Source organism: Emticicia aquatilis (assembly GCF_014644295.1).
Lineage (GTDB): Bacteria > Bacteroidota > Bacteroidia > Cytophagales > Spirosomataceae > Emticicia > Emticicia aquatilis.
Genome location: NZ_BMKK01000001.1, coordinates 135,170 through 154,156, shown reverse-complemented (window position 1 = coordinate 154,156; position 18,987 = coordinate 135,170). Strand labels below are relative to the sequence as shown.

Annotated in this window: 18 protein-coding genes; 9 read left to right on the top strand and 9 right to left on the bottom strand. The window is 37.5% G+C overall.

Going from position 1 to position 18,987, the window contains the following annotated elements:
* The first annotated feature begins 3 nt into the window (after nucleotides 1-3).
* The 6 genes from IEX65_RS00680 (at nucleotide 4) to IEX65_RS00655 (ending at nucleotide 4,681) form a co-directional block, all read left to right on the top strand.
* Nucleotides 4-1,077: an acyltransferase family protein gene (locus IEX65_RS00680; RefSeq protein ID WP_188763634.1), complete on the top strand. Its 1,074-nt coding sequence runs from the start codon at nucleotides 4-6 to the stop codon at nucleotides 1,075-1,077.
* 92 nt (nucleotides 1,078-1,169) lie between these two features.
* On the top strand, nucleotides 1,170-1,673 hold the full coding sequence (locus IEX65_RS00675) for an RNA polymerase sigma factor (RefSeq protein ID WP_188763632.1): 504 nt from the start codon (nucleotides 1,170-1,172) through the stop codon (nucleotides 1,671-1,673).
* A 2-nt stretch (nucleotides 1,674-1,675) separates the two neighbouring features.
* Nucleotides 1,676-2,320 carry a hypothetical protein gene (locus IEX65_RS00670; protein WP_188763630.1) on the top strand — a complete coding sequence of 215 codons (645 nt, stop codon included), beginning with the start codon at nucleotides 1,676-1,678 and terminating at the stop codon, nucleotides 2,318-2,320.
* Between the two features lie 23 nt (nucleotides 2,321-2,343).
* A complete protein-coding gene (locus tag IEX65_RS00665; RefSeq protein WP_188763627.1) occupies nucleotides 2,344-2,973 on the top strand; it encodes a hypothetical protein in 630 nt (209 codons plus the stop codon).
* A 138-nt stretch (nucleotides 2,974-3,111) separates the two neighbouring features.
* Nucleotides 3,112-3,600: a DUF3237 domain-containing protein gene (locus IEX65_RS00660; protein WP_188763625.1), complete on the top strand. Its 489-nt coding sequence runs from the start codon at nucleotides 3,112-3,114 to the stop codon at nucleotides 3,598-3,600.
* A 157-nt stretch (nucleotides 3,601-3,757) separates the two neighbouring features.
* On the top strand, nucleotides 3,758-4,681 hold the full coding sequence (locus IEX65_RS00655) for an alpha/beta hydrolase (RefSeq protein ID WP_188763623.1): 924 nt from the start codon (nucleotides 3,758-3,760) through the stop codon (nucleotides 4,679-4,681).
* A 189-nt stretch (nucleotides 4,682-4,870) separates the two neighbouring features.
* Here the strand turns inward: IEX65_RS00655 and IEX65_RS00650 are convergent, their stop codons facing one another.
* Complete coding sequence (locus IEX65_RS00650) at nucleotides 4,871-7,018, bottom strand: xanthine dehydrogenase family protein molybdopterin-binding subunit (protein WP_188763621.1); 2,148 nt, start codon at nucleotides 7,016-7,018, stop codon at nucleotides 4,871-4,873.
* A gap of 96 nt (nucleotides 7,019-7,114) precedes the next feature.
* The gene (locus tag IEX65_RS00645; RefSeq protein WP_188763619.1) at nucleotides 7,115-7,573 is read right to left on the bottom strand and encodes a (2Fe-2S)-binding protein; all 459 of its coding nucleotides are present in this window, start codon (nucleotides 7,571-7,573) and stop codon (nucleotides 7,115-7,117) included.
* 220 nt (nucleotides 7,574-7,793) lie between these two features.
* On the opposite strand from IEX65_RS00645, the gene IEX65_RS00640 reads away from it, so the two are divergent.
* On the top strand, nucleotides 7,794-8,033 hold the full coding sequence (locus tag IEX65_RS00640; protein WP_188763617.1) for a hypothetical protein: 240 nt from the start codon (nucleotides 7,794-7,796) through the stop codon (nucleotides 8,031-8,033).
* On the top strand, nucleotides 8,030-8,440 hold the full coding sequence (locus IEX65_RS00635; protein WP_188763615.1) for an HNH endonuclease: 411 nt from the start codon (nucleotides 8,030-8,032) through the stop codon (nucleotides 8,438-8,440). Before IEX65_RS00640 ends, IEX65_RS00635 begins: the two co-directional genes overlap by 4 nt.
* 23 nt (nucleotides 8,441-8,463) lie before the next feature.
* Here IEX65_RS00635 and IEX65_RS00630 read toward each other — a convergent pair whose 3' ends face one another.
* The 6 genes from IEX65_RS00630 to IEX65_RS00605 form a co-directional block, all read right to left on the bottom strand.
* Entirely contained in the window at nucleotides 8,464-10,872 is a 2,409-nt protein-coding gene (locus tag IEX65_RS00630; protein ID WP_188763613.1) for a penicillin acylase family protein, read from the bottom strand.
* 143 nt (nucleotides 10,873-11,015) lie between these two features.
* On the bottom strand, nucleotides 11,016-11,708 hold the full coding sequence (locus IEX65_RS00625) for a response regulator transcription factor (protein WP_188763611.1): 693 nt from the start codon (nucleotides 11,706-11,708) through the stop codon (nucleotides 11,016-11,018).
* A gap of 136 nt (nucleotides 11,709-11,844) precedes the next feature.
* Nucleotides 11,845-13,536 (bottom strand): sodium:solute symporter family protein, encoded by a 1,692-nt coding sequence (locus tag IEX65_RS00620; RefSeq protein ID WP_188763609.1) that lies wholly within the window; start codon nucleotides 13,534-13,536, stop codon nucleotides 11,845-11,847.
* Nucleotides 13,533-13,682 carry a hypothetical protein gene (locus IEX65_RS00615; protein ID WP_188763606.1) on the bottom strand — a complete coding sequence of 50 codons (150 nt, stop codon included), beginning with the start codon at nucleotides 13,680-13,682 and terminating at the stop codon, nucleotides 13,533-13,535. Before IEX65_RS00615 ends, IEX65_RS00620 begins: the two co-directional genes overlap by 4 nt.
* 50 nt (nucleotides 13,683-13,732) lie before the next feature.
* Nucleotides 13,733-15,910 (bottom strand): type IX secretion system periplasmic lipoprotein PorW/SprE, encoded by a 2,178-nt coding sequence (gene porW, locus IEX65_RS00610; RefSeq protein WP_188763604.1) that lies wholly within the window; start codon nucleotides 15,908-15,910, stop codon nucleotides 13,733-13,735.
* A gap of 199 nt (nucleotides 15,911-16,109) precedes the next feature.
* Complete coding sequence (locus IEX65_RS00605; protein ID WP_188763601.1) at nucleotides 16,110-16,865, bottom strand: patatin-like phospholipase family protein; 756 nt, start codon at nucleotides 16,863-16,865, stop codon at nucleotides 16,110-16,112.
* A 191-nt stretch (nucleotides 16,866-17,056) separates the two neighbouring features.
* On the opposite strand from IEX65_RS00605, the gene IEX65_RS00600 reads away from it, so the two are divergent.
* Nucleotides 17,057-18,076: a phage tail-like protein gene (locus IEX65_RS00600; protein WP_188763599.1), complete on the top strand. Its 1,020-nt coding sequence runs from the start codon at nucleotides 17,057-17,059 to the stop codon at nucleotides 18,074-18,076.
* Nucleotides 18,077-18,148: 72 nt separating this feature from the next.
* Here IEX65_RS00600 and IEX65_RS00595 read toward each other — a convergent pair whose 3' ends face one another.
* On the bottom strand, nucleotides 18,149-18,982 hold the full coding sequence (locus tag IEX65_RS00595; RefSeq protein WP_188763597.1) for an MBL fold metallo-hydrolase: 834 nt from the start codon (nucleotides 18,980-18,982) through the stop codon (nucleotides 18,149-18,151).
* Nucleotides 18,983-18,987: the final 5 nt, after the last annotated feature.

Sequence of the window (18,987 nt, the reverse complement as noted above, 5' to 3'; positions counted from 1 at the left end):
AGCATGAAAAGACGCTATGACATTGATTGGATAAGGGTAATTGCAATTGTGTTATTACTCATTTACCACACAGCTATTGGTTTTCAACCTTGGGGTGGATTTATAGGATTTATTACTAATGCAGAGCCGTGGGATACGCTTTGGATTCCCATGACAATGCTTAATGTTTGGCGAATACCCATATTATTCTATGTATCTGGCATGGGTTTGTATTTAGCCATCCAAAACAGAAATTTGAAGCAGGTTTTTGTTGAACGCTTTTTACGCATTGGGTTACCACTAATATTTGGAAGTGTAGCCATTGTACCATTTCATTTATGGCTTTTACAGCTTTATTATCAGAGAGATAATGCCTATTTACCCAATATGGGCCATCTTTGGTTTTTGGGTAATATTTTATTCTATGTGACCATTTTATTACCTATTATCTTCTTTTTTAAAAATAGAAGTGATAGTAAAATAAGAGTTTTTTGTAAGAAAACCCTTAGTACATCTTATAGCTTAGCCATTGTTATATTTTTGTTTGTATTAGAGACTTTAGTTAGTAAACCTATGGTTTTTGAGATGTACGCCTTTACCTTACATGGTTTACTTTTAGGGATGTTAGCATTTATATCAGGTTTTTTATTTATGCTTGGTGGAGAGCCTTTTTGGAAAATGTTACTCAAATGGAGATGGCTTTTTATAATTGTAGCGGTAGCTCTTTTTAGTATTCGAACTGTAAAAATCTCCGAGCCAGTACCCCACTATTTATTGGCAATCGAATCAAACTGTTGGATATTTTCAATGTTAGCATTTGCTCATAAATATTTAAATAAAAATAGTCGTCAGTTAAAGTATTTAAAAGATGCTGCTTACCCTGTTTACATCATTCATATGGTGTTTTTGTATATGGGTTCTATTTTATTATTTCCTTTGAAAATAGACGTTGCCATCAAATACTTACTGCTCCTTTTTTTTACAATTGGGGGAAGTTTAGCTTTTTATGAGTTTTTTATCAAACGAATCAATTGGACTCGACCACTTTTTGGTTTAAAGTATTTTGAAAAAAATAAAATTATAATCAAAAAACTGTGATTTTTTCTCCCTGTTATCGAATCATTGGTAAAAATGATAACGTATCAAACTTGAAACGAATGAGAATTTTACAAAAAACAATTTAATACATTATGGAGCAAACAACACAAAATAGCTTGTTTGAAACCATACTCAACGAGCATAAGGGAATTTTCTTTAAAATAGCTAAAACGTATTGTAAAAATGAAGACGACCGAAAAGACCTTTTGCAAGAAATGATGATACAAGTTTGGCAATCATTGCCGAGGTATAAGAGCGATTTTAAACTGTCAACATGGCTTTACCGAGTGGTACTAAACGTAGCCATTTCTTATTACCGAAAACAAGTTATCCGACAAAACCACCATCAAATTATTGATTTTTCGATTCAAGATTTTGTTGATACGCCTATTAGTGAAAGTAATCCAAATCTTGAACTTTTAGAGACGTTTATCTCAGAATTAAATGATTTAGACAAAGCCTTGATAGTCTTGTATTTAGAAGACAAAAATCATGGAGAAATTTCGGAGATATTGGGAATTTCGGTCTCAAATGTTTCTACTAAAGTGCTAAGAATTAAAGAAAAGCTAAAACAAAAATTTTCTAAACAACAATAAAAATGGATGATATAGAATTCAAGCAAATGTGGGCTTCGCTCAATGAAAAGCAAGAAACTACTTTAAAAGTTAATCAAAAAATTATAGAAAATGCCAGTGGTTTGAGAGTAAAATCTTTACTCAATTCAATGAAGCCGACAAAATTGTTTCTCATTATAATCGGTATTTTGTGGGTGCTGTTTTTGGATACTGTCATCATAAATACTTTTGGTGAGGTAAGTGCTTTTTTTACTATTTCGGCAATAATTCAGGTCTTGTTAACCAAGTTATCTATTGGTATATATCTCTACCAAATCATTATGATTCAACAAGTAGATATTAGCCAACCTATTACAGTAGCTCAAGAAAAACTTTTAAACCTAAAATCTTCAACACTTTGGGTGGCTCGAATATTATGGTTACAACTGCCCGTTTGGAGTACATTTTATTTACACCCAGCACTTTTTACAACTGAAAACCTTTTGTGGCTCATTTTCCAAGCAATCGCTACTTTTTCATTGCTATATTTATCAATTTGGTTATTTATTAACATTAATTTCAAAAACAAAGAGAAAAAATGGTTTAAATGGCTATTTGATAATAATGAATGGAACCCAGTTATTAAATCAATGGAATTAATAGATGATTTAAAAGAATTTAAAAATTAATAATAATAACAATAACAAAAATTATGAAAAAGCTCAGATATACTCTCTCTTGTGTTTTGGTAATGGTCATTACACAACTTGTTTATTCACAAGATAATCGTATGAAAATCTACGGAGTTTTCGGATTTCAAATGAACAATTTTGCAAGTAAGTTTAATACAAATCTTACGCCAGAAATATATTCGTTTAATTCTGGTGTAGGAGCAAAATATTATTTCAAACACTTTTTTTCAGGTGCTGAATTTTACAATGCTAATGGTGTTCAAAATACACAAGCAGAAAAAATCAACTTTAGCGGTTTTAGTTCTACGATGTTTGCAGGTTATAAGTTTGGTATTACTTCTGGAATATCAATAGAACCATCTTTAGGGATTGGCATGCTACTTAACAAAGCAATAATCAATAATTCAGAACAGATAAAGACAAGGGCCTATACTAAAAATACGGCTGTTTTTAACCCAACATTGAGCCTCAATTATCTCGAAAACAAACCGATTTATTTCGGAATTAGATGGGGTTATAATTTAGGATTAAATAATAATTCAAATTGGCTAAATGATGCCAACGATAAACCAAGCAATTTTACTGATAATAACAATTCGTTTTTTATTCAATTTACCTGTGGAGCGAATTTATCCTTTAAGAAGAAGTAGATTTTTTGCTTCAAAAATAGTCTTTTTAGGTTAAAAATATGAGATATAACGACATATAATCTCACTATTGCAATAAAAGTTTTCATGTGGTCGCCTTACTATCTTATTATTTTTTTACATGTTAAACATCCAAATAAAATGAAAAAAACTATAATAATCTCAGGGATTACACTATTCCTAACGCTGTTTTTTGTCAATAATTCCTTTTCGCAACAGTTAGAATCTGAATTCCTTTACAAAATCACATTATTGTTGGACAAGCCAATTGACACCGGCAAATCTCCATTCGGAATAAGGATTGCATACCCCATCAAAGGGGGGATTTTTGAAGGCCCAAAAATGAAAGGAAAGGTAAAACCAGTAGGCGAAGATTGGCTTTTGAAAGTAGATGATGTAACTAATAAACTGGCTGTTAGATTAGTTCTTGAAACCGAAGATGGTCAATTAATTGCATGTAATTATACTGGAATTGTGCATAATCAGCCTAATGAAGCAGCGTATTGGAGAATCACTCCCACATTTGAAACGAGTTCAAAACAATTTGATTGGTTAAACTATGTGCTTGCTGTCGGAAAAGGGAGTTTTCAAGATGGTAGTGTGAATTATGAGGTTTTTGCCATTAAATAAGTTCAAAGTAAAAAAAAAACGCATTAGATATTTGTTTAAAGCCACTATTTTAAAAACAAAAATCCATGTATTGAAGGTAATTACCTAAGGAACAATCTTAAGTAGTCAGCCAATAGAAAATTGGTAAAAAACATTCATTTTTCACTTCAACTCAATAATGAAAACACGCATTTTTATACTAAAGATTATTTTATTTTCACTTAGGCAAATTACATCTTTTGCTCAGGAAAAAGTAATTTCAATTTATTCGGGTGAAATACCAAATTCTAAAGAAGCACCCCTAAACTATCAAGAAAATAGAGATTCAGATGGTTTATTTACGAAAATTAGTGTCCCCACATTAACAGTATATACTCCAGAAAAAAAGGTAAAAAATGGCACAGCGGTAATAATCCTTCCAAGTGGGGGGTATAGGGTGCTTGTGGATGAAGGAGAGGATTTTGCTAAAACTTTTATTAAGCATGGGATAACAGCTTTTGTTCTAAAGTATCGATTGCCCAGCGATGAAATTATGCAAGATAAATCGATTGGTCCATTACAAGATGCTCAAATGGCAATTAAATTGGTACGCATGAATGCAAAAGAGTATAATATTGATACAAATAAAATTGGTTTTGTGGGTGTTTCTGCGGGCGGGCATCTTGCAACAACAGAAGCTACGCATCTTGAGACCGTCTTGATTGATAATAAAGAAAAGATAAATCTTCGCCCCGATTTTATGATATTAATTTACCCCGTTATCAGCTTTACTCAAGCCAAAGTTAATGCAACTATAGCCAAGTTGCTCGGAACAAATCCTTCAGAAGAAACATTGAATTTTTTTAGCAACGAAAAACATGTAACTGCCAATACTCCACCAACATTTTTACTTCATGCAGGCGATGACGAAAGAGTTTCGGTGAAACATAGCCTTTTATTTTATGAAGCTCTACAAAATGTAAAAGTAAACTCAGAAGTTCATATCCTTCAAAGTGGGGGGCATGGTTTTGCTTTGGAACATCCAACAAGAGGTGATAAATGGTCTATTTGGTGTATAGATTGGTTAAATGAGAATGGATTTGGGATTCAGACTAAAAAATAAAACCTGTATTTTTGTGGAATACATACCTAAAGGTGAGGTGGTATCCCTTACGGTCTAAAATCATCCGATTTACGATTTAGAATAGGGTGCAGGATTCGAGCTTGCGAGAATTAAAGTTTTTGCTCAAACTAAAAAGCCGAATCAGTTTTGATACTGATTCGGCTTTTTTAGCAAATATAACTTCATTTATCAAGAGACACTCTCAAACAACTTTTGGTCTTCTTCAATAAAAGGTTGATTACGTAAACGCTTGCCAGTCGCTTTAAAAATAGCATTGGCAACCGAACCACCAGTAGGAGGGAGAGCTGGCTCACCTAAACCAGTTGGGTCGATGCCATTATTGACGAAACTTACTTCTATTGCAGGAATTTCGTTCATTTTTATCAATCTAAAAGCGTTGAAATTCTTCTGGTCTGGCGTACCGTCTTTGAAAGTCAAGTTTCCGTACATGGCGTGACCGATACCGTCAACGATTCCACCAGTAACTTGGTTTCTTGCTCCACTTTGATTGACTACTATTCCACAATCAACGGCAGCGTAAATTTTTTGTAAAACTGGTTTCCCTTTCTTCATTACTACTTCTGCCACTTGAGCAACATAAGATGCGTGTGAGAAATAAACACTGAAACCGAGACTTACACCTTTTTTCTTTTTACCCCAACCAGATTTTTCAGCCGCCAATTCAATAACAGCTTTCATGCGGTCGATGTTATATTTTATTTCACCTGTTGGAGCAGTTTTGGCTTTTTCCAGTAATTCAAGTCTGAATTGTACGGCATCTTTACCTGCGGCTGTCGCTACTTCATCAAGGAAAGATTGTTCGGCAAATGCCAAGAAATTAGTAATTGGAGCTCTCCACGGGCCTGTTGTAATTGGTGATTTGTGCTCGGCCGAATCAATCAATAAGTTTGAAACTGCTCCCGCTGGAAAATTATCTTGTCGAGTTGAGTTTCCTGCATTAATACCTGCTCCACGGAGTGTGTAGCCAATCATATTGCCTTGTTTATCGAGAGCCGCACGGAAACGATAACGAACAGCTGGACGGTAACTACCTCCACTCATATCATCTTCACGAGTCCACATTACTTTTACTGGGGCTTTGATAATGCTTGAAAGTTCGGCCGCTTCCAAAACGTAGTCTGTTCCCAAACGACGTCCGAATCCACCACCCATTTTTGTCAATTCAACCGTTACTTTTTCGGCTGGAATATTGAGCAATTTGGCAGTTTGGTTTTGTGCATTTTGTGGTGTTTGGGTTGGACCAACTAATTCGACTCCATCTTCTCTCACGTGAGCGAAGAAGTTCATTGGCTCCATCGGGTTGTGCGGTAAAAACGGACATTGATATTCGGCTTCTACGATTTTTGCTGCATCCTTGAAAGCCGTTTCCACATCACCATCTTTTCTACGTACTTCTGCTTTTCCATCCAATAACTCTTTAAAAATTCTATTATGGTCGTCGCTACTTTCGAGGTTAGCGGCTTTCTCCCATTCGATTTTAACTAAATCACGGGCTTTTTTAACTTCCCATGTCGATTTTCCAACGATGGCAACTTTATCTTTGAGCGAAACCACTTCAATACCACTTGCCGAAGCTTTCGCCGCAGAAGCATCAAATGATTTGAGTTTCATTCCAAAAGCAGGCGGACGCTGAATCATGGCGAATTTCATGCCTTCACGATAAAAATCGAGTCCAAAAAGTGGTTTTCCTGTTAAAAGTGCCTGATTATCAACGCCTTTTACGGTAGAGCCAATGAGTTTGAAATCTTTTTTATCTTTCAATTTTACATCAGTTGGTGGGGTGAGTTTAGCAGCTTCTGTCGCCAATTCTCCATAGCCCAACTTTTTGCCTGATGCTGTATGAATCACAAAACTTTTTTCGGTCGAACATTCACTTGCCGAAACTCCCCAACGTTTGGCGGCCGCTTCAACCAACATTTGGCGGGCTGTTGCACCTGCTTTGCGGAGGCGTTGCCACGAATGAGGAATCGAACCACTACCACCAGCTACTTGGCGTTCAAATTTCTTGGTGTCGAGCGGAGCTTGTACAACTTTTACGTTTGCCCAATCAGCATCTAATTCTTCGGCCACGATTATCGGGAAAGCAGTTTTGATACCTTGTCCGATTTCAGGATTTGGTGAAAAAATCGTTACGATTCCGTCAGTTTGGATAGATAAAAAGGCATTGAAAGCAGTGTTGCCTGCTTCGTTTGCTATACCTTCTACTACTGTGGCCGCCGAAGCCTCTTGTCCAAACCAATTGAAACCCAATATTAAGCCACCAGCACTCAGTGCGGTTGACTTTAGAAAATCTCGTCGGCTATTATTTTTTGTCATTATAGTATCTGTTTATTTTGGATGATAGACGAAAAATAAGTAAAAGATTGATAGTCAAAACTTTATTCTATCATTCTAACATTCACTCATTCAAAATTACATTTTTGTTGCCGCTAACTGAACCGCTTCTTTGATTCGGTGATAAGTACCGCAACGGCAAATATTTCCTGACATCGCCGCTTCAATTTCTTCCAAACTTGGTTTTGCATTCTTTTTCAAGAAAGCCGCCGCCGTCATCATTTGTCCAGTCTGGCAGTAGCCACATTGTGGTACGTCGATGGCATCCCAAGCTTTTTGGACAGGATGGTCACCTTTTTCAGAAAGTCCTTCAATTGTGGTGATTGTTGCATCAGCAACCGCTGAAACAGGTAACACGCACGAGCGAGTTGCTTCGCCATTGATATGTACCGTGCAAGCTCCGCACTGAGCCATTCCGCAACCGTACTTTGTACCTACAAGTCCGAGATTATCACGCAAGACCCATAATAATGGTGTATCAGGCGATGCTTCGGTTTTGAGGGTTTGACCGTTGATTTTGAGGTTATAATTTGCCATTATCGAAATGTTTATTGAATGTCTGAATCTATAACTAAAATTACACTAAAAGTTCTTGAAAATATGCTAAAAGTATAAAGTTTTGAATAAAAATTCGACCAAAATGTGGTTTTTAGCGATTTGCAATAAAAAGTCTTTTGTTGTAATGGTCGAATTATTATCAAAATTTACAAACACAATTTTTTTCTTATATCTTTGTTAACATATAAATATACTAAAAATGAGCGTATCAGAAGCATTTGGGGATGTAGCGAGCTTAATTGCTCAGATGAATCCCGAAAAGATTGTTAAACTCAAAGCATCGAATGTAATGTCGGAGCGTGTAGAAAATTTAGTTTTTAGGAAAAAAAATGGAACTATCACGCTTGATGAAACTTCAGAACTTGAGCGGTTTTTAGCCCTTGATTTATTTATTGGGCTTGCTAAAGCTCGTGCTAATCAATTGATTATGAATAAATGAGACAAGCAATTCCTGAACGAATTCAACTTGCGGTGGCACAACGAGCCAATTTTCGTTGTGAATATTGTCATATTCATTCTGATGATTTGTTTTTATCTTTTGAAATTGACCATATAATTGCCATCAAACATGGTGGTACAAATGCCATTGAAAATTTAGCTTACGCTTGTCCACATTGTAATCAGCATAAGGGGGCTGATTTTGCCACACTTTTAAATGATTTCAGTAACATTGTGGTGCTGTATAATCCAAGAATACATAACTGGATAGAGCATTTTGACATTTCCGATGGTGAAATAATTGCAAAAACTCCCATCGGACAAGCAAGTATAAAAATATTCAAATTTAATGAACCAGATTTATTAATTCTTAGAAAACTACTATTTGAGTTGGGGCGTTATCCATAGATTTTTCCCCAACTCGTTACATCTCAAGGTTTCAAAATCAACTTTCCTGTTTTCACCTTTTCAATCTCTGCTCGATTCATCAGTTCGGGGCGTGAACCACCTTTCACAAACATTTCGGCTTGGTCGTCGTAGTGTTTGCTTAAAAAATGTCCTGATTGACCAGTTGGTAGTACGCTTCGACCATGTTCGACATCGGCAAAATCAACAATTCTGCGTAAAGCTGGGCCATAAGTAACTTTATAAGTGCCGCTCGAATCGACCGAAAAATCAAGATTATTGATGGTTTCTCGGCCACCTGGGGCTGGAAGTGGCCCAACATTGAAATATTTTCCTACAACTGGCAAAATACCGAGTGGATGATTATGCGTAAGCGTATGTACTTTTTCCCATTTCCACGCAGTCATGTCGTTGCCAAGTTGTTTTTCGAGACTTACCAATGCTTCATTCAGCGACGTTGTCAAGATTTCTTTGCGAGTTTCTTTGTTTTTTGTCGAAATATTATCCCACCACGGCGAAGCATCATTTCGCATCAATGTTGCCATATTTCGCTTGAAATTTCCGTTGTGTTCAAAAGCCTTGAAAACTTCGTTGCCCAATTCATCTTTGATGGTATTTACAAAAAAATGATAAAGAAAACGGTAGTAAATTGTTGGTTCAATGTCTTCTAAATCGTGCGAACCGTCCCATTTCGAGAGTTTTTCTAAACCACTTTTTGCCGAAGGACTTAGCTTGTTTTTATCAATTACTGGCAGAATATCTTTCAAAAGTCCACTAAACGAAGAAGAAGTTACATCATTGATTACTTTTCTTACGCTTTCCTGCGTCCAATCTTTTTTATCATTAAACAAAAGTTCTTCGATTCGGCTTGCACGATTCCCTGGAACGTAGTATCCTGGCACTAAGCCATTTCCCATATCGGCTGGCTGATTATTAGCAGTGTAAAGTATGCCACGTTTTGGATTTAAGATTTGAGGATTCAGCGAGAAATCGTACCAACCTTGTGGGTCGTCGTTGCCTGTTGAGCCATCTAAAATTAACATTGGATTTACGTGGGCTGGACGTTTCGGCAATTTCCCGGCTGCCCACCACGCAATGTTTCCTTCGGTATCGCCCCACATAATATTTAAACCTGGAGACGTAAGTTTACTTGACGCTTTGCCTGCTTCGGTAGCATTTTTTGCGTGAGCCATTTCGTAGAATGCCTCCAGATGATAGCTTGGAAATTGATTGTAAACCCACCACAACGCAATCGGGTCTTTTTGGTCGGCCATTTTATCAAAACTATCATTCATTAAGATTCCGTGGCGAGAAGTTTTTACCGCAATTTTTACATCGGCCGCATCTTTTACTTTAATGCTTTCTTCACGCACTTTCAAATCTTCCCAATGGTCTTTGTACCAAACTTGGTTGGCGTTGGCAGGATTTGCTTTTTCACGGAAAAAATCAACGTCGTCATTTTCAAACATTGTCAAACCCCAACCGCCATATTGCGAATGTCCCAACGCTCCAACTGGCGTTCCTGCCAAGAAATTACCGTAAAACTTAAAGTTTGGACATTCGAGATGAGCTTCATACCAAACCGAAGGTTGCGAAAAAGCAATGTGGGTATCGTTCGATAAAATTGGCTTGCCTGACTTGGTTTTCGAGCCAGCAATTACCCAGCCATTTGAGCCATGATAAGGCGGAAAAAGTGCATTGGTTTCGATGTTGGTTAGTTGATTGGCCATGCGTGCCAAAGCCGTAGATGAAGCGATGTTTTCTTGAGCGTTAGTTGGAATTTTTGGTTCGTTGGTAGGCCAACCTGTCATTACATCTTTCCAATATTCTGGGCCGTATTTGTTCTGAATCATGGTAGAAATGGCTTCCGAGCGGAAAGCTTCGGCAAATGTAAAACCCATATAACCCATAATTATCTGCATATCGGCCATTTCAAAAGGTGTTTTTTTGATGCCCGCAATTGAAAACTCGGGAGGCGTTTTGCCATTTTCGATGTATTCGTTTACTCCTTTTATGTAGGCTTGTGCAGCTTTTACGAATGGTGCGTTAGGGTTTTTCATCAGCACCGAATCAATCGTCCATTGAGCGTGCTGGCGGAAACTGAGTGTTCGGAAAAACTTATCTGATGGGAGTGCTTTTTCGCCAAAAAGTTCTGCTAAGCGTCCATCTGCCAAACGGAGGAGTAATTCCATTTGAAAAAGGCGGTCTTGGGCATGAACGTAACCAAATGCTTGAAATAAATCGTCTTCGTTTTGGGCGTAAATATGTGGAACTCCGTAGTCATCATAAAGCACTTCGACTGGTGCTTTTAGTCCTTTGAGTTGTAACTCGCCATCGAGTGTAGGTTTGGTGCTTTGTAACCAAAAATAGATTCCAATGCCCGCCACAACGAGCAAAATAAGTAATCCGAGAAGGATTTTCTTCAATACTTTCATCGAACAGTAGTTTTTAGGTTGATTGAGTTGAAATGTAAAAATAGCAAGAAAAAATTGAAGTTTTTGAAAAAAAATGTGGCACACCTCGTTTATCGCAATAAAAGAGGTGTGCCACATTTAATGACACAATTCGGAGAATTGTGTTACTCATCTTTCAAAACATAACCCATCCCAGTTTTGGTATGAATAAGTTTTGGTTCGAAATCTTTGTCAATTTTTTTACGGAGGAAATTGATATATACTTCAATCACATTTAAGCTATTTTCGGCATTATTTCCTTCCCAGATTTTCTCGGCAATTTCGGCCTTTGAAACTACTTTTCCTTTATTACGTATCAGGTATTCGAGCAACGAAAACTCTTTTGGTGTAAGGTCAATGTGTTTGCCTTGTCGAGTTGCCATTTTGCTCTCAAAATTAATTTCGAGGTCGGCAATGCGTAGAATATTTGCGTTGGTTTCGTTTTCGGCGTAGGCACGTTTCAAAAAAACATTCACACGGGCAATCAATTCACGGTATTCAAATGGTTTTACGATATAATCATCGGCACCTTTTTCAAAACCTAAGATTTTATCATCGGTTTCACCTAAGGCCGTCAACATGATAATTGGCGTTTGGCGGTCACGTTCTCTGATTTTTGCACAAACCTCGTAGCCATTCATTAAGGGCAAATTCACATCGAGCAAAATCAAATCGTATTTACCACTTAGGGCAAAACGAAGGCCAATTTGTCCATCAAAAGCAATTTCGGTTTCAAAGTCTTTCTCTGACAAACCTTTTACTAAGTTTTCGGCCAAACGTTGGTCGTCTTCTACGATGAGTATTTTTTTCTTTTCCATATCTTTGTTTTTAGATATGAGATATTAGTTATGAATTATGAGATATGCAATTCAAGATAAGACACGCAAACAAAAAATCTTTTCAACTCCAAACTATATCTCGGACTAATCACCTAACCAATTCATAACTCATATCTCATAATTTATATCTAAATTTCTGCAAAACCCAAGCAATACCAATTACCAAAAAACAGCCAATCGGATTGAACCACAGATAAGCTATCCACTCTTTTTTCAGAATTACTTGCGGGATTCCAATACCAAGAATAATAGCTTGACTGATAACTGCTGCCCAAAAAGTGGCCGTTCCGCCAATATTTTTGAAATAAAATGCGACTAAGAATACGCCAAGAATTATTCCATAAAACAATGAGCCAAGTACATTGACAACTTCAATCATATTACCAAGCTGGTTGGCGTATTGTGCGACAAAGATACAAAAAAGCCCCCACAAAACGGTTGAAACTTTCGATGCGTTGAGTTCTGACTTTTCGGTTGGAGTAGTTTTTGAAAATTTTCGGTAAACATCCACCACCGAAGTTGCCGCCAAAGAGTTATAAGCAGAGGCAATAGAACCCATTGAAGCCGCAAAAATAACGGCAATCAAAAGCCCGATAAGGCCGTGCGGTAGGTGGTCGAGTACGAATCTGAGAAACACAAAATCTCGGTCGTTGGTGCTGGCCGATGGGTCATTTTTCTTGATTAAAGACACGACTTCACCTTTGATACTTTTAATTGCCGAATCAGACTTATACAAATTAGCTTTATAAACATCCAGCTGTTGGTCAGTGAGATTTTCGGAGCCAACTAAGAGCTGTTTGCGTTGCTCGGTTACGCTTTGGTATTGACTTTCTAAGGCTTTATATTCGGTTGCATATTGGCTATTCAGTAGCTTATCCGTTTCGACTTTGTTGAAAAATACAGGCGACGAGTTATACTGATAAAACACAAAAACCAAAACCCCCACCAATAAAATCAGAAATTGCATCGGGATTTTCAACAAACCATTCATTACTAAACCCAAACGGCTTTGCGTGATAGACTCGCCCGTTAGATAACGCCCAACTTGTGATTGGTCAGTACCAAAATAAGAGAGTTGCAAAAAGAAACCACCAATCAGCCCCGACCACAGATTATAACGGTCTTTAGGGTTAAAATCAAAACTTACGACATTCGTATGGTTGGCTTTTCCAGCAATTTTCAATGCTTTCACTAAGCCGATTTCGGGCGGAAGCATCATTACTACAATGACACCCGCCAATACCATTGCTACCGTAATAACAATCATTTGTTGGAGGTGAGTGTATGAAATGGCCTTTGTACCACCTACAACCGTATATGTCAGCACCATTCCTCCCATCAGAATATTTGTCCAGAAAATATCCCAGCCAAAAATTGTTGAAAGAATAATTGAAGGAGCATAAATTGAAATTCCAGTTGAAAGACCTCGCTGAATCAAGAATAGAAAAGCAGTGAAAACTCTCACCTTCCCATCGAAGCGTTTTTCGAGGTATTCGTAGGCAGTATAAACTTTTAATCGATGAAAAATTGGAATGAACGTAACGCACAAAACTATCATTGCCAAAGGCAAACCAAAGTAGAATTGTACAAAACGCATTCCATCGTCGAAGCCTTGTCCAGTAGTAGAAAGAAACGTGATGGCACTGGCTTGGGTAGCCATTACCGAAAGTCCAACATGATACCACGGAAGTGATTGATTACCAAGTAAGTATCCGTCTATGTTTTTATCTTTATGATTTTTATAAACACCATAAATGATAATAAAAAGCAATGTAATAGTAAGTAAAATCCAGTCGAGGTTTGTCATGCAAAGTATAGGGTGAAAGCGTAGAAAAGTACAATAGATACTACCAAAGAAATAAGCACTAAGGCATATACATTTTTCCAAGTTCCTAAAATTGGTGGAGCCTCGTCACAGTCAGCCTCCAAAGGAGAATCATCGTCGTTTTTCATAGTTTTGCTTAGGGTGATAGTTTATAATAGGGAAAGTGCGTTTGTATAAATTACTTTTTTTCTAATACTGCCATCAACTCTTTGGCCCGACCGAGCAATGCACTCGAAGGATACCCTTGAATGAATTCGTTGAGAGCTTGTTTATAAGCATCTTTTTGTTCGGTTTTAGCAAAAAGAAAGATTCGGAGCATAGCAAATTTATCTTCAATACTTGTGCCTGTATAAGTGATTAGTCCGTCTTCTGCAAGTTTGATGGCTGACTCATAACTTTCATTAGTATATAAGTTGAACGCCTGTGAGTAAACTAAATGTGCTTTTGATTCAGTATCGCTCGTAATCTGTACATTTCCTCGCAAAAGCTGACGAGCATAAGTTGATGCAGGAAACTTCTCAATCAAAGTCTTGCGATAGGGGCTTGTTGCCTGATTCTCAGATAGTAAAGTAAGCAAATAAAGTACCTCTACTTCATGAACTGTATTTGGAAACTTATTGAGTAAAGTCAAGAAGGTTTCGGTAGCATTTTGTGGTTCGTTAAACTGAAACTTATAAATTTTACCAAGTTGATAAAGTGCTTCTTCTTGCTTACGTTTAGAACCAACAAGCTTTTCGGGCGTTGTTGGAATCTTTTCATAAAGTTCTTTTTTCTTTCCTTCAAGAGCTAAAGATGCTTTCTCTTCTTGAAGTTTCTTTAAATCCTCGGGGCTTTGTTTAGGTGCTTGTTTGGTAGGTTCTTGCCCGACGACACCACGCTCAACTTTAAAGCTAATCGAACCCGCTTCTTTGTCTTTTCTACGCCAGTTATCATCTAACGGACGGCTACCCCATACTTGTTGAAAATCACTTTTGTTACGAGAAATCACCAGAGGGTCATATAAAGCCCAACGTTTAAATTCTGGGTCTTTGTCGGAAAGGCGGTCAACAGGAAGACTATTTTGCGAGACAATTTTTTGTGCCATTTCCTGCATTTTTTTATCCTCATCTTCTTTTTGTTTGATGATTCGTTCAAGAGCTTTATCAAGAGCCGCAGGATTCATGCCTGCCAAGCGTTGAAGACTGTCTTCTACGATTAAAACTTTCTGATATTTCACGAAGTCTCCCAATGAAATGGCTCTTTTGGCAATTCGTTCGTAGTCGGTTGATGTTTTAGGAAGGGCCGTAAGCGTACTATCGTAGTACATACTGGCTACATCGTATTTGTTTAAATGATTATAATAAAGTTCAGCCAGTTCTAAATAAGTATAAGCATTTTGGGTGCTATTACCTTTCGAGCTTCGGAGCGAAGAATTAAAGTATTCGATGGCTTTTGGGTAGTTTTGTTTTTTCATTTCCAAACTTCCCATCGTGAAGTAAATCTTATCTTTTAGGTCAGAATTCTTTCTATCGACCAGCATTTTCTTGAAATTTTCTTGCACACCTGCCGTACTTCCACGTTGCGAAGCGGCGGCATCAAGCAAAGTATTCATGCGAGCATAAAACTCCATGTCATAATTCGGACGATTTTTGGCAACAGCCGCAAAGTGCGGAAGAGCTTTGTCAGGTTGGCCAATCATGTCATACATTTGTCCAACTGCAAAATGCACACGAGCAGTTTGCTCACCTTTCGACATCAATTTTAGTGCTTCTTCGCCAATAGCGGCCGAAATTGCAAATTCTTCACGGCGTTGGTGCAAATATGCTTTTACCAAATAAAAATCTCTGGTGTTTTCTTTGTTCAAATCAAGCGTGCGAAGTACATCCGAAACTTTAAGGGCTGTATCATAATCTTTTTCTTCGGTGTAGGCACGCATGAGCCAAACTAAGGCTGCGTGTTTATCATCTTCTTTGCTTTCAGTTGAGTTGATGTACTTAAAAATCTCGATAGCATTTAGATAATCTTCTTTCAAAAGTCGAGCTTTACCGAGCAAAATATAGGCTTCACCTAAATATTTTGAGTTAGAATGACGCTCGGCAATCAAAGAGGTTTTCTCAATAACTTCCTTCAAATTTGTTGCAACTGCCTGACTTTTAGTAGAATCAATCGGAACGAAGATAGTCATCAAAGCACTGTAATTTTCTACACGTTTATCAAACAGGTCTTTTTCTGCCTGTTTCATGTTGTCACGGGCAATAATGAGCGAGTTGAAACGAGCATTGGCGTTGTGCCATGCCTTGCTTGTGGGAGAGTTGCTAAACTGCGAACAAGAGGCAGTAAGCAACGAAAATGCTATCAGTATATATAATTTTTGCACTTAAATATTAAAGTTGATGATAGATACCTTTGCTTTTAACGGTTTCTTGAATAAAAAATTGTCTAATTTCATGCCAAAGTGAGTAGTTTTGAATGTAGAGTTTTGAATTCTGAGTTGTTTTTCTTTGAATAAAACCTGATAATAACTTGAAGATTAGATTAGTTTTGATACAATAATAACTCAGAACTCTACGGCCCCGTCAGAGCTCTCGAAGTTTTCCTTCAGCGGCACGAATGGCGTGTTCGTAGCCGAGTTGGTATATTTCTTTGGCTTTTGCCATGCTTAGGCCGTTGTAATTATATATTTCGGTTGGTTCTATGGCAATGTCACAACGAGTGAGTTTTGCCCCCGAGGTATTTCTGATAGCCAAATATAGGCTTTTGGTCAGAATATCTTTGGCCGAATTGATGGGCATATTATTGCTTACAGGCGTAACGTTTACGCCAATGATGAGGTCGCAAATACCTTCGAGTTGCTCAATGGGTAAATTATTGGTTACACCACCATCTACCAAAACTCGGTCTTGAAATTTTATTGGCTCAAAAATGCCGGGAATACTACACGAGGCCATCACAGGTTTTATTAATTCTCCTTCGCTGAAATAAACCGCTTCTCCTTTTTCGATATCAGTTGCACATACAACGAGTGGAATTTTAAGTTTTTCAAACGAATTATGCGGAATGTACTTCAAGAAAATCTCCTCTACTTTATCCATTTTGAATAGACCAAAACGGTTGAAAGCAAATTTAATAGAATTTATAATGCCCAATGATTGAATCGTTTCAAAGATAAAATCGGGTGAATATCCTGCTGCCGTAAAAGCACCTACGAGCGAACCTGCACTCGTGCCTGCAATCATTGTTGGTTTAATTCCGAGTTCTTCGAGTGCTTTCAATGCCCCTAAATGAGCAAATCCACGGCTGCCTCCGCCTGATAATGCTATTCCTATTTTCATCTATACATAAAATTATGTTTGTGAATTTAATTTTCAAAATTACTAAAATAATGACTTAATAAATGATTGAATGAAACTTCACTCAAAAAAAATACCGCTCAGTAAATTAAACGAATGAATATTGGCCTCAGATATGCTTTTAAATTTAATAGCATTTACTTTTGAAGCATCAATTTTTAAAATATAATGCTATGAAAAAAATAACTACCTCTCTTTTCATTTGTTTAGTAGCGTTTAGCAGTTTTGCTCAAAATACCAAGGTCGTAGATTCTCCCAACGGAACGGTGATTAGCAATTTAGGTGGGACTGATATTCCTCATTCTTCGTCTATTTTGGATATCAGAAGTACAAATAAAGGAATATTATTGCCCCGAATGCTTGCTTCAAGCCGTGATGCCATTATATCGCCACAACAAGGGTTATTAATCTATAATACATCAACCAACCAATTTGACTATCACAATGGTACGAGTTGGCAACAACTGTACTTAGGAAACCAGTGGAGTGTAAATGGAACAAGTTATTATTATAATGCAGGAAATGTGGGTATTGGTACAAATGTGCCAGGTTATCCATTAGAAGTTATAGGTAATGCTCGTATTTCAAACAGATTGGCTGTTAACGACCCTTTTCCTGATTATAATTTGGATGTAAATGGTACGGCTGGGATAGAAACTTTGGGTATTGGTGGAGCAGTTCCCAATGCAACATACCCATTAGATGTACTCGGAAACACAAGGTTGCAGAGTAGTTTGTCAGTATTTGGGACAACGACCATCACTGGTACAACAAATTTGAATACAACTACCAATGTAGGGGGAACTTTAAATGCCAATAGTAATTTGGTAGTTGATGGTACTGCAACCATTAATAACGGGAAAGGGGTTGCATATAATCCTGCAAGTGCCACTAACCTTAGAGTTTATCCATTTACTACTGGTACCTTTAACGCTGTACTGCCCGGATTTGGGTTATCGGCCGAAGGTGGTATTATATTTGGTGGTAACTTTACTTCTGCTCCAAAAGTATTTGTAGGTGATATTGATGTTACAGGAGGAAGTGCAGGTGAACTATACAGAGTACAATTAATACTTTACGGTTGTAAAGTAGATAATGCTACTAATTCAAGTTGCAAGGCAAGATTGCTAAATACAAGCCCCAATGCTGTAAATTACTCAATTACATGGAATTGTGTAGCAATAGGAAATTAATAGATATTTTAAAGCCACAAAACAAATAAGTTTTGTGGCTTTGTTTATTACCTTAATTGCAAGAGCCTTTTGTCATACTTTTTCAAAATCACCTACTCTATAACCTTTTTCGGTCAGTTGAATAGTTGCGGCTTCGTGGCTTGGGTCGTGGTCGAAGATGATTGTCCAGTTTCCTTCAACTGCTTGCTTCAATAACGCTTCTTTTTCGCTCATTGTTTGGAGTGGACGCACATCGTACCCCATCACATAAGGCACAGGAATGTGGGCATGAGATGGAATGGTATCGGCAATAAACAAATACGTTTTTTCGCCAACCTTTATTTTAGGCATAATCATTTTTTCGGTATGGCCATCGGCATAAAGCAAGTCGATATTTTCCCCAAAAGGATTGACAATCTTGTCTGTAAATTGCAATGCTCCTGTTTCTTGCATTGGCATAATATTTTCTTTCAAAAATGTTGCCTTTTCACGAGGATTTGGCTTCGTAGCCGTTGCCCAATGTTCTGAATGGGTCCAATAATTAGCATTCGGAAAAACCAATTCCAATCGGTCTTTGCTTGTATTCCATTTTACGCTTCCACCACAGTGGTCAAAGTGCAAATGTGTGCTTAGTACATCGGTTATTTCGTTGGGCGAATACCCAGCTTTTTTGATGGAATTTATCAAATCACCTTCGCCATGACGAAAATAAAAACCTTGCCAACGAGCATCTTGCTTGTCGCCCATACCGCTATCTACCAAAATTAGTTGTTTACCTGTATCTATCAATAGGCAACGCATCGCCCAACTGCAAAGATTATTTTCGTCGGCAGGCATTTGCTTATTCCAAATCGTTTTTGGTACAACCCCAAACATCGCTCCACCGTCTAATTTAAAATGCCCAGCATCAATTACATGAATTTGCATATATT